Below are 22,469 nucleotides of genomic sequence, written 5' to 3'. Positions count from 1 at the left end.
AATTGGGGTTCATAAAAGTAGTTGTTTACCGCTTAAAAATGTTGCTTACCAGTCCTATATACTTAATTGTTCTATTAGGAATGCCCGTTACGGTTGTGCTCTTTTCAGGTCTAGTATTGAATAGGGCAGCGAAAGATTTGCGTATTCCCATTGCGATAGTAGATAATGACCATAGTGAATATTCACGGCTGGTTGTGGAAAGAATATTCCAAAAGCCTTCAGTGAAAGTTCAAACAGGTGATATGCAGGATGTCATAAGAAAAGTCAGTACCGGAAAATATGAAGCAGCCTATATCATTAAGAAGGGATTTATGGAGAGGATATTGGATGAGGATATAGAAGGTCTAATAGAAATGGTTAAATCTCCTTCCAGTATATCTGCCGAAATAATAGGAGAGATAATTTCAAGTGAAGTCATCCGCCTGTCCAGCAATGTTACCGCTGCTAATTATGTAGTAAGTGAATATAAGAAAATGAAAGTTATTTCTGGGAAAGAGGCGCAGCAAAAAACATGGGAAGAGGCATGGAAATATACCGATGCTCAATGGGAGCCAAAACCTTTGATGACCATTGAATATAAAGAGATGCAGCAGGGCACTTTAAAAAGTGGCTCCGGAAACAAAGGGCTGTTTCACACTCTTGATGTGATATATGGAATGATTATATCCTATCTGATGTTTAACATGTTGGTAGGCGGCAGTTGGGTAATTACTGAAAAAAATGACGGTATTATCAAGCGAATTTATTCCTCTCCGATGAAGTTATCAACATATATAATGGGTAATATTTTTGCTGTTGCCATTATCAATTTTATTGGTGTATCACTTATGATATATCTATTAGAAAGATTTTTCAGCATGCAATCAATAGGCCTGAATCAGGTATATATGTTGTTAATAGCCTATTTGTTATGCCTAAGCTCAATAAGTTTATTTCTAGCCACTATACTGAAGTCTATTTCACAATTGCAAGTTGTTACTCCCGTGACCACATTGATAACAAGCTTTTTTGGAGGTTCGTTTATTAATCTGTCAGAAATAAGTCAAAGATTTAAGCAGATTTCCATGATAACACCCCAGCATTGGTTCATGGAAGGCTTGAGAAAAACATATATATCAGGCACAGGTTGGGGAGCGGGACAGCAGATGTTAATTCTGCTGGAAGGATTTATTTTGTTCTTCTTTTTAAGCATAATAGTTCTAAAAATTACAGGAGATAGATAAGGTTCAAATTCAGATGAACAAGAATCTCATTCCCGGTCTTAATATGAAAGTAGTGGGGAGTGAACAGTGGGGAGTAAAACCGAAACCACAGAAAAAGTCCGGTTTAGCATATTTTCATCATTATTTGTGACTTTTGCTCATGTATGGCAATCTGAATCTAAAACTTTAAATTAGATATGCAGCTTTAAATCGGCACCTATTACACCAATATTTTTCCCGGAAAAATCCTTGATAGGTAATGATACAGTAATACACGGATTTCTGGTGATAGCAGAAATATAGACCGGTGATACAAATTCTTTGCCTGCTATACTTTCCTTGAACCAATCCCTTACTTTTGCATTTGCAATACCGGCAGGAGGATTGGAATAAATAAACCGGCCTTTTGGGTCGTTTGTCCATATTGCTTCGATAGAATGGTGTTGTGCCAGCACCTCATCCAATAATACCTGGTGTTTCTTTGGGTCCATGGATAAGATATCATCAGCAGACAATACACTTTCCTTAAGCAGCTTAATAATACTTTGTGAAATACTGTCGATTTTTGATGAATTAATTTCCAGCATATTGACATCCGCTTTTTCAGTCAGTATGGCCAAACTCTGGGATGCACCTGAGAGACATTCGCCCAGTGAGGAGAGTTCCTCTAGATTACGCTTTTGTTTGTGTACTGACATATATACCATATCAAAACCGGCGGCAACTTCCTGCGAGATGCGTTCAACAGCTTCGATTTTATTATTGATGCCGGATGCAAGCCTATATTCCTCTTCAGATATATCAATGATATTTTGTATCATGGATTGTACCTTATCATAGGTCCGCTCTATGTTATTCAGGCTCCCTTCCACTTTTTTGGAACATGCTACGCTTTTATGTACGTTTGCCAGGTTCTCGTTGATTTTATGGGTTACATTAGATACCTCTGAGGTTATTTTACTTACCAGGGCAGCAATTTCTGAAACAGCATCCTTACTATCTTCGGATAACTTCCTTATTTCCTCCGCCACTACACCAAATCCCCTTCCATGTACTCCGGCTCTTGCTGATTCAATGGAAGCGTTCAGAGACAAAAGATGGGTTTGTTTTGCAATGTTGTCTACAGTCTGCAGTATATGAGATATTTCTTTGGTAGCGGCATTTAACTTATCCATATATTTGACTGTAATATTGGTGGATTGCTGAATATCGTTTACTGAATTAACAATTTCCATAATCTCCCTCAGGCTTTCATTGATAGTCTGTCTTGATTGTATGCTGGTGATTTTCATTTCTTCAGAAGTATCTTTAACACTTTCCAGAAGCCTGACAATATTTTTAACCGCATTGATTGTAGATTTAATATTTTCATAACTATTGCTATTGAGAGCATGTATTTCTTGGGTTTCAGCATATAATTGCTGCGCAAAGGCATTGCTCTCATCCAGGGTAACTGTCAGCTGTTGTGAAGCTGAAGAAATCTGGCTATAAGCCACCTGCATTTCAAAAATGTATTTTAAAAGTTTATTCTTTAAGTCTATTATAGACTGGAATATATCTTTTAATGGACCGCTATACTTGGTATTATGCAGGTGAAAAGAGTAATTTCCCTTAGCAATTTCTAAAGACAGACTATGTAAATCGGCAAGTTTTTTATTCATAACAAAACTGTTATAAAAGGCGAAAATGCCTATTAAAAGAAAATATACGGCGATACGCAGCCATGGCATGGGAATTATAAATACGGCAAGTTGGAAATAAAGGTATGAAAAAATACCTGTAACCATTATTGAATAATTTTTTATCATTACATTTCACTCCCCAAAAATAAAAGAAGTCAATCAGGCAATCAAATTGCTTAATCAACTTCTTTGTTGATGTTAAAAGTCATTTTGTTTTATATGGATATAATAGCATACTGAGGATAGTATTGCAAGATTCGAACTTAATAAAATTCATTCTTACAGTCGCCCTCTATTTTTTTACAAAATTTTAGTTATAATTAATCACCAATAGCAGGGATTATCATATATTGTTATTAGAGAAAAGTTAATAATTGAAAAAGACTACTAAACAATAAGCATTGAGGGCAACGGCGTTCTCTGGGTAATTTGGATGCAAATTACTGGGGGACGTTTATTTTTGTGGGTATCCACAACCACCAATAAAGGAGCGTGAATATTATGTGTGGAATTGCCGGATGGATAGATTGGCAGGCAAATCTTAAGGAACAACAACCTATTTTGGAAGCAATGGGAGAGACGTTGAAGTATCGAGGTCCGGATGCATCGGGGATTTGGACTTCAACATCTGCCGGGATCGTACACCGGAGACTGATAGTGGTTGACCCCGAAGGGGGAGCCCAACCTATGGTAAGGAAGCGTGGTGAAAACACCTACGTTCTTACCTACAATGGAGAATTGTATAATACCCCTGAACTAAGAGATAGGCTGATGTCAAAAGGCTATACTTTTGAAGGACATTCAGATACGGAAGTTCTTCTGCTATCCTATATGGAATGGGGGGAAAAGTGTGTTGATTATCTCAATGGTATTTATGCCTTCGGTGTGTGGAGTGAGGCAGAGCAGAGTTTATTTTTAGCCCGCGACCGGATGGGAGTAAAACCACTATTCTTTGCACAGAGGGGAAGCTCACTCATCTTTGGTTCCGAATTGAAAACATTATTAGCCCACCCTGAAGTGAAGCCGGAGATAGATGCAGAAGGATTAGCGGAAATATTCCTGCTGGGACCGTCACGTACACCGGGACATGGAGTGTTTAAGGGAATATCCGAATTAAGGCCGGGACAGTTCCTTGTTTACAACCGCAATGGATTACGTATCCAAAAATATTGGCAGTTGGAAAGCCATCCACATGTTGATGATATAGACACTACAGTTGCTAAAGTGGGTGAGTTATTGCAGGATGCGATTGAACGGCAGCTGGTATCGGATGTGCCGTTATGTACATTCTTATCAGGAGGATTGGATTCCAGTGCTATTACTGCCCATGCAAGCAGGGTTTACAAAAAGAATGGAATGGCACCACTTCATTCCTATTCCATTGACTATGTAGATAATGATAAATATTTTAAGTCCAGCCTCTTTCAACCCAATTCAGATGCACCATGGATCAAACGGGTTTCAGAATACCTGGGTACGCAGCACCATTATATTACGATAGATACACCTCAATTGACAGAAGCCCTTAAAAGGGCGGTAACAGCCCGTGACTTGCCCGGTATGGCTGACGTAGATTCATCGCTTTACTTATTCTGCTGCGAGGTTAAAAAAGATGCGACTGTTGCCGTATCGGGTGAATGCGCCGATGAGATATTTGGAGGTTATCCGTGGTTCTATAAGCCGGAAATGTTATATGCAGATACCTTCCCATGGGCAAGGTCGGTGAAGGAGAGAATGGGTATCCTGGCACCGGGGATATTAAAAAATATTGACGGTGAGGAATATGTGAGACAGCGCTATCTGGATACACTGGCAGAAGTACCAATACTACATGAAGAGAGTAAACAGGAAAAGCGCATGAGGGAAATGATGTATTTAAATCTCACCTGGTTTATGACGACACTTCTGGACAGAAAAGATCGTATGTCGATGGCTACGGGTCTGGAAGTACGTGTTCCGTTCTGTGATCATCGTATTGTAGAATATGTATGGAATATACCGTGGGAGATGAAGTATGCCGACCAAAGAGAAAAAGGACTTGTAAGACATGCACTAAAAGGGATACTACCTGAAGATGTACTATGGAGAAAAAAGAGCCCATATCCAAAGACACACAACCCTGCATATATGAGAACAGTAAAAGGTTGGCTACAGGAAATACTCAATGATTCCAGTTCACCACTACTGCAAGTGATTAACCAAGAAAGAGTCAAAGAAATCGTAGATTCTGATGGAGCAGCCTTTGGTGTGCCGTGGTTCGGACAGTTAATGACCAGTGCACAGTTGTTTGCTTACTTAATACAAATAGATACTTGGATGAAAGAATATAAGGTGACAATAGTATAATAAAAAGGAACTGTCTCAAAATAAAAAATGATCGACAGTCCTTGGATATGAATTATAGAAAAAACATCCTGAATTTCAGCAAAATTATGTATGAAATTCAGGATGTTTTAGTAGCGTGCGGTAGCGCTCCAACAGATATAAGATTATGTGGGCAGAACCATCCGAAATCAATGAAAAGCTTCAAATTTTTGAGCAGAAGGAATGTGATTTAGAGACTTCAATATTATACAGAATATTACATAATCATTGAAAATATTACCTTTTTATGATAAGATTGTATTGTGCTTACATAAACTATAATGTTATTTAGGAGAGTCAATGATAAACATATTAATAGTTGAAGATGAGCAAATAGCAAGAACAAACTTAGCACGTATGCTTCAGTCTTTGAGTGAAGAGATTAAAATACTGGAAGCCTCTACAGGAAAAGAAGCAATACAACTATTAAAGCAAACACATATCAATTTGTTTTTTCTGGACATTCAATTACCCGACATCTCAGGGCTGAAAGTTGCAGAGACCATACGATCTATCCCAAAATACGAATTGACCTATATCGTATTTGTCACCGCACATGTTCAATATCAACTTGAGGCTTTCAAAAAATACCATTGCTATGACTATATTGAAAAACCCTATACCAAAGAAGATGTTTTGAAGGTTGCCGAGCGCTTGATAAGGGGTGTTCAAAGCATTCCTCCTGCTGAAAAAGCAATCTGTTTTGAGCTAAGGGATTTTATCCTTAAAATCAGGACGGATGATATATTATTTATTGAATCCCGGGGAAGGAATTGTGTTATACACACAAGCAGCAGGCTGTATACTATACCTAACATAGCAATGAAAAAAATGCTGGATAAGCTAGCGGATGAAACTTTTATTCAGACTCATAAGTCGTATATTGTAAATATTAAAAGTGTTGAAAGGATAGACAAAGTAGATAGAAGTTCTTGGCGGGCATATTTTCAAGATTATTCACTGACGGCATATATCAGTGACAAATATAAGGAGAGTTTTATGAAAAGATTATCAAATAAAATAGTTTAGAGGAGAGGAATATCATGAAATGGTATGAGATATTTGTACTCTCAAATATAGAAATTTTGGCATTTTTAGTACTTTGGAGCAAGCTGAATCCCAATTTCTATAAATACAAGGTACGAAGTCTATTTACAATAGCTGCTTTATCTGGCGTATCGGTGATTCTTGATTATTATACTATTGACATAGGGTTTGTAATAAGTTTTGCACTATTATGTACGATGGTCACAATTTTGTTTCAAACACGGTTGGAACAAACGCTTTTACAATTTTTCATTGTATTAATTTTTGCCTTAAGCGTTCAGATGATAGTTACTTATATCCTATCGATTATGCAGGAAGATATGAGTTATTCTTTTAGCAACGGACTTAAAGTCAATATTGCAACTTTTATCATATGTGTTATTATTTATAGAACTTCGTGGCTGAATAGAATTCAAAAGTTATCTTTAAGTTACTATAGAGTGATATTGACAATTATAGTCAATGTTGCGGGGGTTATTGTATTATTCTTTTATATATGGCAAGTTGACAAAGCCTTTATATGGAATCATTATGCCGTATTATTAACGATGATCTTGATATGGGAAGGATTAAATATTTATTTTATCTATCAGATGATAAAAATGAGGCAGCAGGAAAAAATAATTCAAGTCCATGAAAAATACACACCTTTCTTGGAAAATCTGGTGCATGAGGTAAGGCAGCGCCAGCATGAGTTTAAAAACCATTTGAATGTACTTTATGGGCTTGCAGAGATGCAGGACGATTATGAAGCAAAGCAAGAAATAAAGAACTATTTACAGACACTCATTGATAAGATAAAACCGGTGGATAAGCTCCTTAATATAAAAGACCATATCTTAAGCGCGGTAATCTATAGTAAAAAAGCTTTGGCACAAGAGAAAAAAATTGCTTTTCATGTGGAATTCCAAGGAGAAATACCCGAATATCCGTTGGACAAGCATGAACTTGTTGAACTATTGGGAAACCTGTTAAATAACGCAATCGAGGCTGCTGAAAATGGAGAAAACGGCAGTGTGGTTTTGACACTTGGTATGGAAGGAAAATTCAAGATGATCCGGGTAAAGAACACGGGTAAATCCATATCCAGGACAAATACAGTGCACATCTATAACAGGGGTTATTCAACAAAGGAAGGAAAGCATAGAGGGTACGGCCTTTATAATGTAAAAAAGATTGTCGATGCTTATAACGGCACCATCGAGCTTTCCTTTGAGGAGAAGTATATAGTATTCACAGTACTATTTTAACAAATCCTTGGGGCATTTTGGCTCTCCCCACATAAGAAACGAGCCTGATGCGGTAATCAAATCCGCAGCGACAACAAACATAAATGCAAAAAAATATAAAATTGCTCTCAATACAGGAGAAATCTTCTTCATTGGTTACACTCCTTTCCTATTAGTAATTGGAATGCTTGCAGACTAATTGTCCATATGCCGCATTCAAAAAGAGTATGATCATGAATAAATGTATATAAAATAAATATCCATGCGAGGGTAAAGAAGACGGACAGATACTTTAAGTTCCGTCTTTTTTTTTGTTTATAATCGGCCTGTTGGGAGACGGCGTAGGAGAATAAATAGAAATAATGCCGGTACTTATAATCATTAAGATGATACTTATACCTATAGTTACAGTAAATAAAAACGGCAAGTATAGAATAACAATACAGAAAAACACCGCACTGGCTGCAAAGCATGCGAAATTATTTTCAAAATGCAGACCGCCGGAAAAAGTCCTGATAGATAACAAGATACTGAAACAAAACAAGAACTCATAGGTTTTATTCAGCATAAAAAACAGAGCTAGCAGTGCAGCAAGCTTAATCACTTCATTCCAAACAACCGTCATCGCATACTTCATCTTCCGAAGGTCACGGTGAGATAATAATCGTTCCTTATAGACTTTGTACGCAAAAATATCTATCAAACTGTGCATGTATACCCCATTCTCCAATAGCATTATAAGAAAGCGGCTGCAAAAGATTATCACTGATGAATCTTTATCATTGAAGAACCGGACAACCATCCCACAGCCGCATTTCCTGCAAAATCACTCATCAAGTTGCGGAAATCATAGCATAAAAATATAAATAAAACAACCCAAATGTAATGAAAGTGTATTTTAATGTAACGAAAAAACATTATGTGCATTTTCATTACACTAAAATACACTTTCATTACAATAATATTGAAAAAATGGGGATGTGTGATATAGTAAGAGCATACTAAGCGTGTTTGGTGTTAGAAAACAGAAAAGTAAGGGGATGATTAAGAATACTATAGTTTTATAGAAAGCACACAAGAGATTTGATATGTTTAGGAAGTTGCATAAATATTTTTATTAGATACTAATTCTGGCTAGTATAGAGAGAGCCTGTAATAGAGATAAGTTTTTTCACGCTACTTATCCTTGTTTGCTAGCCAAAACCTTTGTATAGATTTTTAATGTTACTTGATTTTTTGATTAATTATATTTTATGTATAAAGGAGAGTTAACTATGAAATTTTGGACTATGAAGAAGTTTAGAATATCGATAATGTTCTTATCAATTCTTTTAGTAGTAACTAGTACAGCTTTTGCACTCTATGCTTCTCATATATATGGAGGAATGGATCAATATAAGCAGGAAAAAACCTTATGGTGCTGGAATGCTTGCGCTAGAATGGTTGCAGATTATCGTTACAATGTCACTCTTACACAATCTGATATGGCAGCAAAAATATTAGGATCAAGTACAAGGGATGCAACAGCAACTCATCAGCAAACAGCTTCTGCAATAAAACTATATACAAATAGTACAAAGAATACAGGATATACAAACAGTGCATATACTTTTAATTATGTAGCACAGAAACTTGATTCATCAAATAATCCTATTATAATTGGAGTAAATTATACAAATGTTGGGGAATATCATATGCTCGCTTGCTATGGTTATGATTCACTCCCACAGGAAAAAATATATTTTGTTGATCCAAAAGGGCCGTGGCAGGAAAGTGATTTGTTTGCAAACTATTTTGACGGTGTGTGGGCAAAGCCTTCGGGTGCTTCTTACTTTTTAGATGGTCAGTGGAATTAAACAAGACTATAAGAAAAGGTATGTAAATCAATATAAATGGAGGAATCTATATGTATAAAAAAAGCTTTTTCGCTTATCTTAGTATGTGTCTTATTATCTCTATTGGTCACCAATTCTTTCGCTGCGGCTAATGACAAGTTTAAAGAAATAAATAAAGCATTAAACATTGAAATGATTGACCAAGATCTTGAAAGAAATGATATTGTAAGCACAATAACAGGAAGTATGAAGAATATAGACGACACAGCAAACAAGTTAGAATGGAGAAGAGTGCCATCACGCTTTAGCAATTACTATAAAGTATATTATTTAAAAGAAAATATAAGAAAATATTACAGTTCTAACAACTTTGAAAAATTAATCTCATCAAACAACGCTGTATGGGAAGTTCCCGTACTTTCAGAAGCTGGTGAAGTTATATCTACTATTCGAGCTTCTAAATTTAATGGAAAATGGGTGACTTCTGAAGGACATAGTATGCCATTAGAGCTTATAGAGTTTTATTCCAATCCTGAAAACATTCAGACTATATTGACAGAAAATAATATTAAGAATCCTAGTATGGTAAAACATATAAGAATTCGTGAGCTGTACACAGACTTCTATTACATTAAAGATGGAAAAGATGAGTATGTTGTGCCTTTTGCAAATGAACCTGAGAGGCTCAAGATTACCAATTTTAAATTGTACAAGTTAGCGGATTTTATAGATATATTAAGCCCGATATATATTGACCCTAATAATGTAGATAATGAAAAAGTTAATGAAAATAAAAAGTTCGGAGGTCTTAGTGATAGCCATACAGATTACTCACTGTATTTTATAATCAGTATCGCTATTATAGGAATATTATTAATTGCTCTCTTACTTTACAAAAGAAAGTGGTTAGCTTGAAAGATAAGATTTTGTGTTGCATGGCACGACAAAAAGCCCTGAAACAGGGCTGAGTTAAAAAATATAACGAGGGTTAGATATAATACCTCAAAAACTTAGAACCATCTGGTGACAGGGGACGGTTCTATTGACACCTTTGTTTTGGGGTGATACACTTCGAAATGGAGGTGTTTTATTATGCCAAGACAAGCAAGAGAAAAAAGCAGCAGTGGGATATATCATATTATGCTAAGAGGGATAAATAGGCAAGATATCTTTCACGATAAACAAGATAAGATGAGATTTATTGAGACATTAAAGAATTATAAAAGTATCTGCGAATATAAAATTTATGGATATTGTCTGATGAGTAATCATATTCATTTATTAATGAAAGAAGGTAAAGAAGCCATATCCCAGGCAATGAAGCGAATTGGAGCAAGTTATGTTTATTGGTATAATATGAAAGATATGGTCATTTGTTTCAGGATAGATATAAAAGTGAAAAAGTTGAAGATGATAAATATTTATTAACAGTATTAAGATACATCCATCAGAATCCTATAAAAGCGGGAATTGTAGAAGAAGCTATAAAATACAAATGGAGTAGTTATATTGAATATATTAGCCAAAAAGGCATTTTAACGGATATAGACTTTGGATAAGTGACAGAGAACCGTCCCCCTTGTCACTTCCCCCTTGTCACTCCCCGGACACTTTGGTTCTCCCTACATAAGAAATGAGCCTGATGCAGTAATTAAATCCGCAGCTGCAACAAACATAAAAGCAAAGGAAAATAAAACTGCTTTCAATACCGGAGAAATCTTTTTCATTGGTTTTCCTCCTTTCCTATTAATAATTGGAATGCTTGCAGACTAATGGTCCATATGCCGCATTCAAAAAAAGTGTAATCATGAATAAATTTATATAAAATAAATATCCATGCGAGTGTAAAGAAGACGGACAGATATCTTAAATGCCGTTTTCTTTTTTTGCTTATAATCGGTCTGTTAGGAGATGGCACAGGAGAGCATATAAAAATAATGCAAATGCTTATAAGCATTAAGATTATACTTACGCCTGTAGTCACAGCAAATAAAAACGGCAAGTATAAAATAATGATACAGAAGAAAACTATGCTGGCTATAAAGCATGCAAAATTACTCTCAAAATGCAGACCGCCGGAAAAAATCCGGATGGATATCAATATGGCAAAACAAAATAAGAATTCATAGGTTTTATTCAGCATTAAAAACAAAGCCAGCAGCGCAACGAATTTAATGGCTTCATTCCAAACAACCGTCATCGCATACTTCATCTTCCGAAGGTCACGGTGGGATAACAGCTTTTCTTTATATATCTTATATGTAAAAATATCTATCAAACTGTGCATTTATATCCCATTCCTCAATACCGGAATAAGAAAGCGGCTACAAAAGATTATCACTGCTGAATCTTTATAATATAATTGAAAAACTGGACAATCATCCTACAGCCGCATTTCCGGCAAAGATAGCTTACTAAGCTGCTGAAATGATAACACAAATATAAAAACAAAACAACCCAAATGTAACGAAAGTGTATTTTAATGTAACGAAAAAACATTATGTGCAATTTCGTTACATTAAAATACACTTTTGTTACAAAATTATCGAAAAAATGGAGATGTGTGATATAGTAGGTAATGTACTAAGCGCGTTTGATATAGAATTTTAGTATGCTCTGAGTAATGCATGTGAATAGTGTTTCAATAAAATTTAATAAGGGAGGGAGGTGTTTCCAATGAAGAAGAAAAGAGTAATGAATGACATATGCACACCGGTCTGTGTGCTGTGTAAATTTTGCTTGTCTCTGCTGTGGAGATTACATAAATTCTGACGATAACAAAAGATAATCATTTTGTTTCAACAGAATCCGTGTAACATCTCAGTTTCTAAAATATAATTGAAAATTTGATTTTAACAGAGGAGGACATTATGCATAAGAGAATTTTAATTTTGGTTTTAACTGTAATCACAATTTTATCAACAATGGCTTTTGCCGCTGAGTCAACGACTACTGCTACAGAACCTGCCCGACAAGAATTCACTTTTTCCCAGGATACCGTAATTACAGAAGATAACATGAATGATATCCTTGAATACTATGGACTGAATGCAAGTGCTGCCATAAAAAAGAATAAACCAGTTAATGGTTTATATTACAATAAAAAAGTTGCAACAGTGCGCGACCTTGAAACGGCTATTAAGAAACTCAGGCAACTGCCTGATACAATAACTATCCATGATGATAATCCTACTGGTGTAAAAGTAACAACTAATGCAACCTCTACCAGTGAAAGCAGTAGTATAACTGTATTCTATGATAGTCAAGTCCTCACCCACTTCTCTGTAAGATATTCGGCTTCCGGGAAATATTATAAGAATGGTACGACAAAGTATTGGACAGAAGCATACGGAGGGAATATCACAGGGTTGGGTAGTAGTGGGCTTCCAGGTACTTCATATGAAATATCAAAAATAAGTAAATGCACAAATACTTTAAAGAATGGTGGGACAACCAGCTCATATTTACAACTGGACTCAGTATTGTTGCAAATAAAAGTTTAGCAAAAATCAATAGTAATAATTTACAGGTATAACCTGCACCCATAAGAAAATTATGGTTAACGTTAGAGAAAAGGGGAGTGACCACCTAAGCCTAACAATATTAAATTTAAAAACTTAATATGACGAAACCTTACCAAACATACACTGGATGTAGAAATCAACGTACTCTCTCTTCCAATTAAACCGCTTTCGTTTGCGACCTGGAGGTTTTACAGTGGATAGAGACTTTTTAAGGTAGGCAATGGTATTCCACAGTCCGCCTGCAATGAGTCTTACCATCTCCAAGAAGTTATGATTGGTACCCACCAGAATATGCATGAGTTTTAACAAGCAAAACAGAATCAATGCCGTGTAAATCTGGTTTAAGACTGCATTAAAACTGGTACCATAAAACTTCTTGATTTTAAGATGCTGCTTTATCCACTTAAAGAATAGCTCTATCTGCCATCTTAGACGGTAGATTTCAGCTATTTCCTCACCTGTAAGGTCAAAGCGGTTTGTGGCTATATAAAAGGGCTCACCTGTAGAAGAGTCGATTACTTCCACAACTCTCAAGGAGTGCTGCATCTTTGTATAAAAGCCACCGAGAATTACTTCTTTATCAGATAGTACAGGGCCTCCCTGGGATATTGAGTTTATACTAACTAACTCCATTACAGCATTCTTTTTAAGCCTTGTGATAAAGAATATATCCTCCTTGCAGTACCTGTCAAACTCTTTGTAGTCTAAATAGCCGCGGTCAAATATATATGTGATGTTGGGTTTGGTAATAAGGGAATCCATCTTCTCTTTGTCATGTATAATACCCTCTGTCACTATAATCTGATCCGGGTAACCTAAAAGAACATCGTACAGGGTATGCACCTTGACTGCAGCTTTAGTTTCCCGATAGTCAGCCCAGGGAAAGAGAGAGATACAAAGCCTTATTATAGTAGCGTCCAGTATCTTTAGCGTGCCCCAGCTACCAGGTATGATACGTATACCGTGATGCTTTTTAAGTTTAGCAAGAACAGCTTCAAATATCCTTCTAAAAACATCCGGATCACGGTCGCTGTTTTTGCGGGATAGCTGTGAAAAACTTATTGTGCCAGTATATTTCTGGAGTTTCTGGTCAGCCATAATACCTGTAACAATATCCCTAAGGCTGTCTTTCTGGACCAAGTGTGCATACATCATAGTATTCAGTTGCCGAAGAACAGTAAATTTCTTGGTTCCGTGGTCTGCATCGGTTTCGTCAACGGCTTTTTCCAGTAAGTTCATTGGTAAAAAGCCTTTTAAAGTTTCAAAAACTGTAGTACAATCATTCATGTTTGTTAACTCCTTCGTTAATAGAATGTGGTTGGTTGGGTACTACCACTAATATTAACAAGGAGTTTTCATTTTACCAACAGGTATTTATTACCGTTGATTTTTGCTAAAAAATTTTATGCAACAATACTGAACTGGACTATAAATATACTGTTAAATCATATGTTGGTGTTGGTGACTGGAGTGTTCCGGTAACTGAAAACACTGTAGAGGGATTTACAAGATTTGGTACTTCTTATATTCCGTAAACGATTAATTGGCTGTTAAGGAGGTTTATATGCATAACATTTTAAAAGGCGTACTCATTATATTAACATTTGTATTAATTGTAAAAATTTATATGATTGTGGCAAATTCTGTTGGTAAACAGATAGTAGAATTCTTTAAAGATTTATGGCAAAGAATAGGAAAAAACAAATAAGATTCCAGTTGAAGCGAACTGACTGATTGTAAGAAAAATTGGAAAATGTACTAGTTGCATTAGTGTGACAGGGGACGGCAGACTGTGTGAAAACTCCATAAATTGGCTAACATAATCTATTAGAAATATGCTATAATCTAATCTGTTAAATAGAAAGCAGGTGGATTATGAGATATATCGAAGGTATTGATAGAAAAAGAAAAATTTCCTATCCGGAATATATAGATGATTATATTACAGATGATAATCCTGTTAGAGTCATGGATGCATTTGTCGATTCATTAGATTTAGTCCAATTAGGATTTAAAAATGCTACTCCCGCACACACCGGGAGATTGGGATTTGGTCCTAAAGATCTACTAAAACTATATATTTATGGATATATGAATAAGATTACTTCATCAAGAAAGCTTGAAGCAGAAGCAACTAGAAACATCGAGTTAATGTGGTTGATTAGAAAACTAAGACCTGATTTTAAGACAATAGCTGATTTTAGAAAAGATAATAAAGATGCTATACAAAAGGTATTTAAACAATTTGTTGCATTGTGCAAGCAATGGGATTTGTTTGGCATGGAAGTAGTTGCGGGTTGACGGGTCCAAATTTAGGGCTTGTAATTCTAAGAAAAATAATTATAATGAAAAGAATTTAGCTCGTAAAATTAAATATCTTGAAGAAAAAACACAAGAATATATGGCTCAGTTAGATGAAAATGATAGTTGTGAAGAATCAAGCAGAAAGCCCGATGCACAAGAAATAAAAGATAGGATAAAAGAGTTAAAAACACGTAAAGAACTGTATGAAAGTTATCAGCAGGAATTAAAGGAAAAAGAAATTAATGAAATATCAACAATAGACCCGGATGCAAGACTAATGGCTGTGAATAACAATGGCGTTGATATCTGCTATAACGTTCAAACTGTTGTAGATAGTAAACATTGCCTTATTGTAGACTGTAATGTTATTAATAATCCGACAGACCATGGACAGTTAAGTGAAATGGGCAAACGTGCTAAGGAAGTATTCGGAGTAGAAAGTATTAAAGCTCTTGCGGATAAAGGGTATTACAATGCAGATGATTTAAAAATATGTGAAGAAGAAAATATAACGACATATGTTGCAAAGCAGGTATTTTCAAACTCTACAGGCGAAAAAGAGTTTTATTGTGACAGGTTTAAATATGATCAAGAAAAAGATGTTTATATTTGCCCTGCTGGGCATGAATTAAGATGCACAAGGAAAACGCCGATAAATGAAAATACTAAGCAAATTAAGTATGCAAATTATGAAGCTTGTAGTAAGTGTGAGTATAAAGATAAATGTACTAAAAGTAAAGAAGGAAGAGCTATTACAAGGTGTATAGACCAAGATTTTTTAGATGTGGTTGACGAAAGAACGGCTAAAAATAAAGAATTATATAAAAAACGTCAAATGATTGTAGAGCACCCTTTTGGTACGATAAAAAGGGGTTGGGGATTATCGTATTTTCTGACAAGAGGATTGGAGTCAGTGAAGGAGGAGGCCTCTTTGGCTTTTTTAGCGTATAACATGAAAAGAGTAATAAATATATTAGGAATTAAGGAAGTTATTAAGAGATTAGAGGGATTATTACATCCTTCTAATCTCTGCAAACTACATATCAACATATATTGGAAATCTCAGGGGCTTAATTGTGTGAATTAATGGAAATTAACATAAATTAATATAAGTCTAATTTTCCATTTTTACACAGTCTGCCGTCCCCCCTGTCATAGTGTCTTAACTACGAAATAAAACAACAAACAAAGAGACAAGCAATGCGTTTGACTTACGGGATTAACTCAAACACGTTACCTGTCCCTTTGTTTGCGGGATTACGTTACCTGTCCCTTTGTTTGTTTGGTCTAATATTTTTTATGTGCAATTTCGTTACATTAAAATACACTTTCATTACAAAAATATTGAAAAAGTGGGGATGTGTGATAAAATAGTGATACATGTAATATCACCGAGTAAAGATGGTATTACTCCTATATTACTTTACCTATCTAGATCTTAGTTGTCTCTTGATTTGTGGATAATTAAGAGTCTATATAGAGATCTTGATCTTACAAGTAGTTAAAATTTTGATAGGCTAAGAAGTAGTTTAAAATCACTAGTTGAATTCTATTGTTTATAAAATTTGCTAGCTAAAAAATATGTCTGGTACAAAAATTATTAATTAAGCATGCGAGAGGAGAGTGGAATAATGAAGAAGAGAAGTATTATCGTATTATCCATGATCATGGCAATAGTATTATTGTTTTCAACTGGGATGGCGTTTGCGGCGACCAAATACATCATTACAAGCACTGGTTATATTGATGCATATGGATATGGTTGTGACTTTAGTGGTACAACCGGAGCTACCGTTAATTCAAATGGATACTATACAGATGTTACAGGGGTAAGAGTAAGGACTACAGTTTATAAGAATGGCATCAAAGTTACTGATGTGTCCGCTGATGATACTACTTCGCCTTACTCAGTTACTAAGAGTGGAGCTTGCTCAAGTACGAATTACTCAAATTCATGGAAACTTGTAAGGACACACTACTGTAAAACAGGGGCTCAAACTTACTATACGGTGGTTCATTCAGTCGAAGAGTATGACTCAAATTAGGATAAAAGGAGGGTTATTATTATGTTAGTAAGAAAAACGGTAATAATTGCGTTAGTCATCGTTATGGTATTTGGTGCTATTACCTACGCTAATGCAAGTAGCGAGAAAGACGAAAAGATTGTTGAAAAAACAGAAAAAAGACTGGAACATGCTTATAATGATATTAAAGCAAGCTTTCAACTTGATAAAAGAATAGGTAAATTCAGGAGAGTAACCTATACTGAGGTAATCGGAATGGGCGGAGATGTTGCAAGAGAGATGGACCTTTTAGACCAACAAGCTCCAATTGGTGGCACCGAACCGGTATATTTTATTAGTAACGATTTTAAAGAAATAATGGTACTATACAAAGAAGCAGATGGAACCAATGTAATGTTAAAAAGCAAAAAAGTAGAGAACTCGTGGGAAATGTCTGAAAAGAAAGTAAAAGGTGCTCCGATTCTCGATATCAATGCCAATTAATCGGGGATGTAGGAAAATGAGGGGACGGTTCGAGACCACTGACAAAGTGCTGTTTTTTAAGCTACTTTATTCAGTTCATTCCAATAAAACTGTTTCTTCCACCGAATTTCTAACATTAAATGGAATATTTTTATGTTTAAAGAGGATACCAGCGCGGCTATCCTCTTTAGATTTACCGCCAATGCGGTTAATTTTGCTTGAATGCTCATACTTCGTAAGCCATACCCTTTGGCACGACTCATACCGTGAAACCTTTTTATCTCTGCATTCTTCCATTCATGGCAAGCTCGATTTTTATATTTCTCTTTAAACTCTTGTGTCTTTGTTCTTTGACTGTATTCATAGAATTCTGGCGTGTTAATACTGATTGTTAATATCTTTCCGATAGCCCTGCCCTTTTTTATACATTCACTACGATTTGGACAGTTCCTACATAATTCCTTTTCGAAATAATATGAAATAGTCTCATATCCTTTTTTATCTGTTTTCTTCTTTTTCTTTATAATTACATTTCCATAATCACACAGCCATTGATCCGAATCTTTATTATACTTATATAAATCCTCGTCAATTCTATATACTGATTCACTGACAGGAATATAGGCTTGAACCTGGTGCTCTTTGAGTAAATCAAGGATTGGTTTTCTGAAAAATGCTTTATCTCCATAAAATTCTTTTACATCAATACCAGCACCGATTGTTAACTCACATAACTCTTTAGTTCCTGATCCATCCACATATGCCCCGTCATATACTCTTACTGCTGTAATTATTCTTTCATCTGTCGTTAATGTAAATTCTGTCTTATACCCAAAAAAACTGTCCGGCTTAGATTTATATCCTACTCTTGCATCTTGATCTATCAAAGAGCAGATTCCTTTTCCGGATTTATTCCGAGAAACCACATATATGCAAGATTCAAAGAAGCATCTTCAATTACTCGTTCGTCAGATAAATTGTATAAGTATTGCAGTATTGAAATTCGAATCATTAGTTCTGGCTCTTTTGCAGGTATCCCATAGTACTTACAGTAGGACTTTTCAAGCAGTTTATTGATAAAACTAAAATCAACTGCATTATTTATTAATTTTAGGATATGTTTTTCTGGAATTTTATTGTATAATATTGAATAGATGCTTAATTGCATATTTTTGTCTTTAAGCATAACGAAACCCCATTTGGTATTGAGTTCTAGTCAAATTCATTATACCATATGAAGGGGGTTTTCACTACTTTCTTGTAGAAGATTGTTGAAATTTTTACAATTTTTATTTAACGTTTTTCAGTGGTCTCGAACCGTCCCCTCATTTGTATCCCCTGTTATCTTCAACGTTTTCTATTAGTTTCAAAGCGTCTCCTGGCACTGTTGTTACGTTATCTCTTCTTAAAAATGTGTAATAATATTAACGCAGCAATCGTTTGAAAAGCTGTAATAGCTATAATGTATATAAATATAATCGGTGATATCTTAGAATCTAATGAAAACTTTGGAAGAATCACTGCTGTAACAATTATAATTAATAACCAAACAATTATTGGACAAATATCAAAGATTTTTTTCATATGCATTATTAGCCTTTCTTATATTATTGATAGTTTGATAAATCAAACTCACAGTCATAATCATCCCAATAGTAGGAGCTCCAGTTGCTAGAACCAGCTCGATATGTCCCACCTAAATACGTATTAGCGGGTAGAAGATATTTAGTTGCACTAATGGCCTGCTTAAACATAGATGGAATATTTCCTGCTGGTAGAAGAACAGTAAAACTACCATCCGAATTTTGACAGGACCAATATAGTGTCTGTATAGCTATTGCAACTACAGCACCCAAAAGCACACCTGTCACCGCTCCAATAGTTCCGCCCATTGCTATTCCTATTAATGAACATATTGTCACTGCAGCCACCGACCCAACATTAAATACATAAGACGCATCTCTTGCTGAAAGATTTATGACATAGTAGAAACCATAAGTGGAACTATAATAGTAAGAAACAGTACTATTATGCCAGAATGTGCTGCTTTGCATGCTACTTAATTGTGCAGCTACATTGTTAACTGTTTTGTTATTTTTTTCAAAAGCATCATTATAATCTTTTAATGCTTTTTTAGCATTCTCTTCACTATCATATAATCCAAAGTAAATGCGATTCACTAGGATTCCATCTTCCGGCATGCCAGACAATTGAGTAATATCTTTAATTGATTCTGCCTGCATTTCTGGTATATTTTCAGGTGCTTTTACAGCAGTATCTTTTATAGATACTCCAAAAATCTTCTTATCTTCTAATGAAGAAGATATAATAAATTGTTTCTTTTCATTATCCTTAACAATTGTTTCTTGTTTCATATTTTTGCTAACTTTTAGAATATCATTCGGCGTAATATCTTTATTATAAGGAGATTCTTGTGCAAATACAACAGAGGAAAGCATATTTAACAGCATTATACATAATAAAAGTGTAGATATCCATTTTCTATACATTTATAAACACCCCTTTATCATTTTAATTTAAGTATGTTCTAGCTTTCATAGATTTAGTACATATTCGTTTAGAAACCTAGAATCTTGCCAATGTTTTTTATTTCCCATACCAAACGCGCTTAGTATGTTTTTACTATATCACACATCCCCATTTTTTCAATATTATTGTAACGAAAGTGTATTCTAGTGTAACGAAAACGCATATAATGTTTTTTCGTTACACTAAAATACACTTTCGTTACATTTGGGTTGTTTTATTTGTATTTTTGTGCTATCATCTCCGCAGAATAGTAATATACTTTGCCGAAAATGCGGCTGTGGGATGGTTGCCCGGTTTTTCAATGATAAAAATTCATCAGTGGGAATCTTTTGCAGCCGCTTTCTTATTATGATATTAAGGAATGGGATATTCATGCACAATTTGATAGATATTTTTACATATAAGGTCTATAATGAGAAATTATTGTCCCATCGTGACCTTTGGAAGATGAAGTATGCGATGACGGTTATGTGGTATGAAGTGATTAAGTTTGTTGCGCTGCTGGCTTTATTTATAATATTGAATAAGACATATGAGTTTTTGCTTTGTATAAGCATCTTATTTTCTATTCGAATTTTTTCCGGAGGTCTGCATTTTGAGAGTAATTTTGCATGCTTTGTCAGCAGTGCGGTATTTTTCTGTATCATTATCTTATACTTGCCGCTATTGTTTACTGTATCTACAGGTGTAGGTATCGTCTTAATGCTTATAAGTACCAGCGTTGTTTCTATTTATTCTCCTATGCCGTCTCCTAACAGGCCGGTTATAAGCAAAAAAAGAAGACAGACTTTAAAATATCTGTCCGTCTTCTTTACTCTTGCATGGATATTTATTTTATATAAATTTATTCATGATCATACTTTTTTTGAATACGGTATATGGACTATTAGCGTACAAGCATTCCAACTAATAATAGGAAAGGAGTGAAAACTTATGAAAAAGACTTCTCCGGTATTAAAAGCAGTACTATATTCTTTTGCGTTTATATTTGTTGCAGCTGCAGATTTGATCACTGCATCAGGTTCATTTGCTTTTTGGGGAGAACCTAAATGCTCGAAACACTTAATAAAATAAGACTTTAAATACGATGTATTGTTCATCAAAGGAAAGCTCCATGGCGCCATGATAAATATCTACGATTCTTTTCGCATTATACAAACCATAGACCCGGTGCTTTCCTTCTTTTGTTGAATATCCTCTGTTGAATATACGTGCAGTATCTATCCCAGCTATCGAATTACATGTATTTCTAACTTCAATTATTTTGTTCATTCCTTCTATTCCGAGTGTTAAAACAACATTTCTTCTATGACTAACGGGCAATACGGGCAATAGGGACGGTTCTCATTAGGGGGCAATAGGGACGGTTCTCATTGTTAAAGTACGGGCAATAGGGACGGTTCTCATTGTTAAGATTTGCTAACAGCAGTTTTATTAATACCTGTTATCCTAAAATATATCCAGAACAGACATAACTTCTAATTTCCCTAGCTCTGTTCAAGTAATCTATCAACAAGAACCGTCCCCCCTGTCAAGTCCCCCCTGTCAAGAACCGTCCCCCCTGTCATCCTCAACAAGAACCGTCCCCCCTGTCATCCCCCCAAGAGAAAAAAATTGCTTTTCATGTGGAATTCCAAGGAGAAATACCCGAATATCCGTTGGACAAGCATGAACTTGTTGAACTATTGGGAAACCTGTTAAATAACGCAATCGAGGCTGCTGAAAATGGAGAAAACGGCAGTGTGGTTTTGACACTTGGTATGGAAGGAAAATTCAAGATGATCCGGGTAAAGAACACGGGTAAATCCATATCCAGGACAAATACAGTGCACATCTATAACAGGGGTTATTCAACAAAGGAAGGAAAGCATAGAGGGTACGGCCTTTATAATGTAAAAAAGATTGTCGATGCTTATAACGGCACCATCGAGCTTTCCTTTGAGGAGGAGTATATAGTATTCACAGTACTATTTTAACAAATCCTTGGGGCATTTTGGCTCTCCCCACATAAGAAACGAGCCTGATGCGGTAATCAAATCCGCAGCGACAACAAACATAAATGCAAAAAAATATAAAATTGCTCTCAATACAGGAGAAATCTTCTTCATTGGTTACACTCCTTTCCTATTAGTAATTGGAATGCTTGCAGACTAATTGTCCATATGCCGCATTCAAAAAGAGTATGATCATGAATAAATGTATATAAAATAAATATCCATGCGAGGGTAAAGAAGACGGACAGATAC

Annotated in this window: 26 protein-coding genes and 1 pseudogene; 16 read left to right on the top strand and 11 right to left on the bottom strand. The window is 35.3% G+C overall.

Annotation, left to right across the window (positions count from 1 at the left end; translation table 11 throughout):
- Window positions 1-2 precede the first annotated feature (2 nt).
- The gene (locus tag CIB29_RS11770; RefSeq protein ID WP_094549902.1) at window positions 3-1,223 is read left to right on the top strand and encodes an ABC transporter permease; all 1,221 of its coding nucleotides are present in this window, start codon (window positions 3-5) and stop codon (window positions 1,221-1,223) included.
- 170 nt (window positions 1,224-1,393) lie between these two features.
- On the opposite strand, the gene CIB29_RS11765 is transcribed toward CIB29_RS11770, so the two are convergent.
- Window positions 1,394-3,010: a methyl-accepting chemotaxis protein gene (locus tag CIB29_RS11765; RefSeq protein ID WP_094549900.1), complete on the bottom strand. Its 1,617-nt coding sequence runs from the start codon at window positions 3,008-3,010 to the stop codon at window positions 1,394-1,396.
- A gap of 375 nt (window positions 3,011-3,385) precedes the next feature.
- Here CIB29_RS11765 and asnB point away from each other — a divergent pair, with 375 nt between their 5' ends.
- The 3 genes from asnB (at window position 3,386) to CIB29_RS11750 (ending at window position 7,545) form a co-directional block, all read left to right on the top strand.
- Window positions 3,386-5,230, top strand: coding sequence for an asparagine synthase (glutamine-hydrolyzing) (gene asnB / locus CIB29_RS11760; RefSeq protein ID WP_094549898.1), 1,845 nt, complete (start codon window positions 3,386-3,388; stop codon window positions 5,228-5,230).
- A 318-nt stretch (window positions 5,231-5,548) separates the two neighbouring features.
- A complete protein-coding gene (locus CIB29_RS11755; protein WP_094549896.1) occupies window positions 5,549-6,277 on the top strand; it encodes a LytR/AlgR family response regulator transcription factor in 729 nt (242 codons plus the stop codon).
- Window positions 6,278-6,291: 14 nt separating this feature from the next.
- Complete coding sequence (locus tag CIB29_RS11750; protein ID WP_094549894.1) at window positions 6,292-7,545, top strand: sensor histidine kinase; 1,254 nt, start codon at window positions 6,292-6,294, stop codon at window positions 7,543-7,545.
- Here the strand turns inward: CIB29_RS11750 and CIB29_RS18395 are convergent.
- Genes CIB29_RS18395 through CIB29_RS11745 form a run of 3 tightly spaced genes read right to left on the bottom strand, consistent with a single transcriptional unit; the run spans window position 7,537 to window position 8,236 of the window.
- Entirely contained in the window at window positions 7,537-7,677 is a 141-nt protein-coding gene (locus tag CIB29_RS18395) for an AgrD family cyclic lactone autoinducer peptide (protein WP_117434607.1), read from the bottom strand. The two genes, CIB29_RS11750 and CIB29_RS18395, sit on opposite strands and share 9 nt — an antisense overlap.
- Window positions 7,674-7,811 carry a hypothetical protein gene (locus CIB29_RS19760; RefSeq protein WP_479724524.1) on the bottom strand — a complete coding sequence of 46 codons (138 nt, stop codon included), beginning with the start codon at window positions 7,809-7,811 and terminating at the stop codon, window positions 7,674-7,676. Before CIB29_RS19760 ends, CIB29_RS18395 begins: the two co-directional genes overlap by 4 nt.
- 5 nt (window positions 7,812-7,816) lie before the next feature.
- Window positions 7,817-8,236, bottom strand: coding sequence for an accessory gene regulator ArgB-like protein (locus tag CIB29_RS11745; RefSeq protein WP_242965179.1), 420 nt, complete (start codon window positions 8,234-8,236; stop codon window positions 7,817-7,819).
- Between the two features lie 562 nt (window positions 8,237-8,798).
- Here CIB29_RS11745 and CIB29_RS11740 point away from each other — a divergent pair.
- From CIB29_RS11740 to CIB29_RS11730, 3 genes are all read left to right on the top strand, one after another.
- Window positions 8,799-9,380: a papain-like cysteine protease family protein gene (locus CIB29_RS11740; protein WP_157910284.1), complete on the top strand. Its 582-nt coding sequence runs from the start codon at window positions 8,799-8,801 to the stop codon at window positions 9,378-9,380.
- Between the two features lie 36 nt (window positions 9,381-9,416).
- Complete coding sequence (locus CIB29_RS11735; RefSeq protein WP_094549892.1) at window positions 9,417-10,274, top strand: hypothetical protein; 858 nt, start codon at window positions 9,417-9,419, stop codon at window positions 10,272-10,274.
- A 177-nt stretch (window positions 10,275-10,451) separates the two neighbouring features.
- Window positions 10,452-10,787 (top strand): transposase, encoded by a 336-nt coding sequence (locus tag CIB29_RS11730; protein ID WP_094549890.1) that lies wholly within the window; start codon window positions 10,452-10,454, stop codon window positions 10,785-10,787.
- Window positions 10,788-11,082: 295 nt separating this feature from the next.
- On the opposite strand, the gene CIB29_RS19650 is transcribed toward CIB29_RS11730, so the two are convergent.
- The gene (locus CIB29_RS19650) at window positions 11,083-11,571 is read right to left on the bottom strand and encodes an accessory gene regulator ArgB-like protein (protein ID WP_242965200.1); all 489 of its coding nucleotides are present in this window, start codon (window positions 11,569-11,571) and stop codon (window positions 11,083-11,085) included.
- 658 nt (window positions 11,572-12,229) lie between these two features.
- Between CIB29_RS19650 and CIB29_RS11720 the strand changes: the two genes are divergently transcribed.
- Window positions 12,230-12,862, top strand: coding sequence for a hypothetical protein (locus CIB29_RS11720; protein ID WP_094549886.1), 633 nt, complete (start codon window positions 12,230-12,232; stop codon window positions 12,860-12,862).
- A gap of 114 nt (window positions 12,863-12,976) precedes the next feature.
- Here CIB29_RS11720 and CIB29_RS11715 read toward each other — a convergent pair whose 3' ends face one another.
- On the bottom strand, window positions 12,977-14,170 hold the full coding sequence (locus CIB29_RS11715) for an IS4 family transposase (protein WP_094545964.1): 1,194 nt from the start codon (window positions 14,168-14,170) through the stop codon (window positions 12,977-12,979).
- 277 nt (window positions 14,171-14,447) lie between these two features.
- Between CIB29_RS11715 and CIB29_RS18565 the strand changes: the two genes are divergently transcribed.
- The 5 genes from CIB29_RS18565 to CIB29_RS11695 all read left to right on the top strand — a co-directional run bounded on the left by CIB29_RS18565 (window position 14,448) and on the right by CIB29_RS11695 (window position 17,694).
- On the top strand, window positions 14,448-14,591 hold the full coding sequence (locus CIB29_RS18565; protein WP_157910286.1) for a hypothetical protein: 144 nt from the start codon (window positions 14,448-14,450) through the stop codon (window positions 14,589-14,591).
- A 167-nt stretch (window positions 14,592-14,758) separates the two neighbouring features.
- On the top strand, window positions 14,759-15,184 hold the full coding sequence (locus CIB29_RS11710) for a transposase (protein WP_094549884.1): 426 nt from the start codon (window positions 14,759-14,761) through the stop codon (window positions 15,182-15,184).
- Between the two features lie 100 nt (window positions 15,185-15,284).
- Window positions 15,285-16,274, top strand: a complete 990-nt coding sequence (locus CIB29_RS11705) for a transposase (protein WP_198543856.1) — start codon at window positions 15,285-15,287, stop codon at window positions 16,272-16,274.
- 544 nt (window positions 16,275-16,818) lie between these two features.
- The gene (locus tag CIB29_RS11700; protein ID WP_094549880.1) at window positions 16,819-17,232 is read left to right on the top strand and encodes a hypothetical protein; all 414 of its coding nucleotides are present in this window, start codon (window positions 16,819-16,821) and stop codon (window positions 17,230-17,232) included.
- 21 nt (window positions 17,233-17,253) lie between these two features.
- Window positions 17,254-17,694 (top strand): hypothetical protein, encoded by a 441-nt coding sequence (locus tag CIB29_RS11695; protein ID WP_094549878.1) that lies wholly within the window; start codon window positions 17,254-17,256, stop codon window positions 17,692-17,694.
- A gap of 134 nt (window positions 17,695-17,828) precedes the next feature.
- Here CIB29_RS11695 and CIB29_RS11690 read toward each other — a convergent pair.
- Both CIB29_RS11690 and CIB29_RS11685 read right to left on the bottom strand, forming a co-directional pair.
- Window positions 17,829-18,859, bottom strand: a pseudogene (locus tag CIB29_RS11690) (transposase); the annotation flags it as partial.
- A gap of 421 nt (window positions 18,860-19,280) precedes the next feature.
- On the bottom strand, window positions 19,281-20,183 hold the full coding sequence (locus CIB29_RS11685) for a hypothetical protein (protein ID WP_094549876.1): 903 nt from the start codon (window positions 20,181-20,183) through the stop codon (window positions 19,281-19,283).
- Between the two features lie 388 nt (window positions 20,184-20,571).
- Here CIB29_RS11685 and CIB29_RS11680 point away from each other — a divergent pair, with 388 nt between their 5' ends.
- On the top strand, window positions 20,572-21,150 hold the full coding sequence (locus tag CIB29_RS11680) for an accessory gene regulator ArgB-like protein (protein WP_242965183.1): 579 nt from the start codon (window positions 20,572-20,574) through the stop codon (window positions 21,148-21,150).
- 6 nt (window positions 21,151-21,156) lie between these two features.
- Window positions 21,157-21,297, top strand: a complete 141-nt coding sequence (locus CIB29_RS18560) for a hypothetical protein (protein ID WP_157910285.1) — start codon at window positions 21,157-21,159, stop codon at window positions 21,295-21,297.
- Here the strand turns inward: CIB29_RS18560 and CIB29_RS11675 are convergent.
- Window positions 21,286-21,555 (bottom strand): GHKL domain-containing protein, encoded by a 270-nt coding sequence (locus CIB29_RS11675; protein WP_094549874.1) that lies wholly within the window; start codon window positions 21,553-21,555, stop codon window positions 21,286-21,288. The two genes, CIB29_RS18560 and CIB29_RS11675, sit on opposite strands and share 12 nt — an antisense overlap.
- A 293-nt stretch (window positions 21,556-21,848) precedes the next feature.
- Here CIB29_RS11675 and CIB29_RS11670 point away from each other — a divergent pair, with 293 nt between their 5' ends.
- On the top strand, window positions 21,849-22,199 hold the full coding sequence (locus tag CIB29_RS11670; protein WP_242965181.1) for a sensor histidine kinase: 351 nt from the start codon (window positions 21,849-21,851) through the stop codon (window positions 22,197-22,199).
- Here the strand turns inward: CIB29_RS11670 and CIB29_RS18390 are convergent.
- Window positions 22,191-22,331 carry an AgrD family cyclic lactone autoinducer peptide gene (locus CIB29_RS18390; RefSeq protein ID WP_117434607.1) on the bottom strand — a complete coding sequence of 47 codons (141 nt, stop codon included), beginning with the start codon at window positions 22,329-22,331 and terminating at the stop codon, window positions 22,191-22,193. The two genes, CIB29_RS11670 and CIB29_RS18390, sit on opposite strands and share 9 nt — an antisense overlap.
- Entirely contained in the window at window positions 22,328-22,465 is a 138-nt protein-coding gene (locus CIB29_RS19755) for a hypothetical protein (protein WP_479724524.1), read from the bottom strand. Before CIB29_RS19755 ends, CIB29_RS18390 begins: the two co-directional genes overlap by 4 nt.
- Window positions 22,466-22,469: the final 4 nt, after the last annotated feature.

This window comes from Petroclostridium xylanilyticum (genome assembly GCF_002252565.1).
In the GTDB taxonomy this organism is placed as follows: domain Bacteria; phylum Bacillota; class Clostridia; order SK-Y3; family SK-Y3; genus Petroclostridium; species Petroclostridium xylanilyticum.
The sequence above is the reverse complement of the archived record's forward strand: the minus strand, read 5'-3'. Positions and strand labels throughout refer to the sequence as shown.

Bases quoted from the DNA above. Each gene is read 5' to 3' on its own strand.
- CIB29_RS11765 (WP_094549900.1), bottom strand. From the start codon at position 3,010: ATGATAAAAAATTATTCAATAATGGTTACAGGTATTTTTTCATACCTT.
- asnB (WP_094549898.1), top strand. From the start codon at position 3,386: ATGTGTGGAATTGCCGGATGGATAGATTGGCAGGCAAATCTTAAGGAA.
- CIB29_RS11755 (WP_094549896.1), top strand. From the start codon at position 5,549: ATGATAAACATATTAATAGTTGAAGATGAGCAAATAGCAAGAACAAAC.
- CIB29_RS11750 (WP_094549894.1), top strand. From the start codon at position 6,292: ATGAAATGGTATGAGATATTTGTACTCTCAAATATAGAAATTTTGGCA.
- CIB29_RS18395 (WP_117434607.1), bottom strand. From the start codon at position 7,677: ATGAAGAAGATTTCTCCTGTATTGAGAGCAATTTTATATTTTTTTGCA.
- CIB29_RS11745 (WP_242965179.1), bottom strand. From the start codon at position 8,236: ATGCACAGTTTGATAGATATTTTTGCGTACAAAGTCTATAAGGAACGA.
- CIB29_RS11740 (WP_157910284.1), top strand. From the start codon at position 8,799: ATGAAATTTTGGACTATGAAGAAGTTTAGAATATCGATAATGTTCTTA.
- CIB29_RS11735 (WP_094549892.1), top strand. From the start codon at position 9,417: ATGGAGGAATCTATATGTATAAAAAAAGCTTTTTCGCTTATCTTAGTA.
- CIB29_RS11730 (WP_094549890.1), top strand. From the start codon at position 10,452: ATGCCAAGACAAGCAAGAGAAAAAAGCAGCAGTGGGATATATCATATT.
- CIB29_RS19650 (WP_242965200.1), bottom strand. From the start codon at position 11,571: ATGAAGTATGCGATGACGGTTGTTTGGAATGAAGCCATTAAATTCGTT.
- CIB29_RS11720 (WP_094549886.1), top strand. From the start codon at position 12,230: ATGCATAAGAGAATTTTAATTTTGGTTTTAACTGTAATCACAATTTTA.
- CIB29_RS11715 (WP_094545964.1), bottom strand. From the start codon at position 14,170: ATGAATGATTGTACTACAGTTTTTGAAACTTTAAAAGGCTTTTTACCA.
- CIB29_RS18565 (WP_157910286.1), top strand. From the start codon at position 14,448: ATGCATAACATTTTAAAAGGCGTACTCATTATATTAACATTTGTATTA.
- CIB29_RS11710 (WP_094549884.1), top strand. From the start codon at position 14,759: ATGAGATATATCGAAGGTATTGATAGAAAAAGAAAAATTTCCTATCCG.
- CIB29_RS11705 (WP_198543856.1), top strand. From the start codon at position 15,285: ATGGCTCAGTTAGATGAAAATGATAGTTGTGAAGAATCAAGCAGAAAG.
- CIB29_RS11700 (WP_094549880.1), top strand. From the start codon at position 16,819: ATGAAGAAGAGAAGTATTATCGTATTATCCATGATCATGGCAATAGTA.
- CIB29_RS11695 (WP_094549878.1), top strand. From the start codon at position 17,254: ATGTTAGTAAGAAAAACGGTAATAATTGCGTTAGTCATCGTTATGGTA.
- CIB29_RS11685 (WP_094549876.1), bottom strand. From the start codon at position 20,183: ATGTATAGAAAATGGATATCTACACTTTTATTATGTATAATGCTGTTA.
- CIB29_RS11680 (WP_242965183.1), top strand. From the start codon at position 20,572: ATGATATTAAGGAATGGGATATTCATGCACAATTTGATAGATATTTTT.
- CIB29_RS18560 (WP_157910285.1), top strand. From the start codon at position 21,157: ATGAAAAAGACTTCTCCGGTATTAAAAGCAGTACTATATTCTTTTGCG.
- CIB29_RS18390 (WP_117434607.1), bottom strand. From the start codon at position 22,331: ATGAAGAAGATTTCTCCTGTATTGAGAGCAATTTTATATTTTTTTGCA.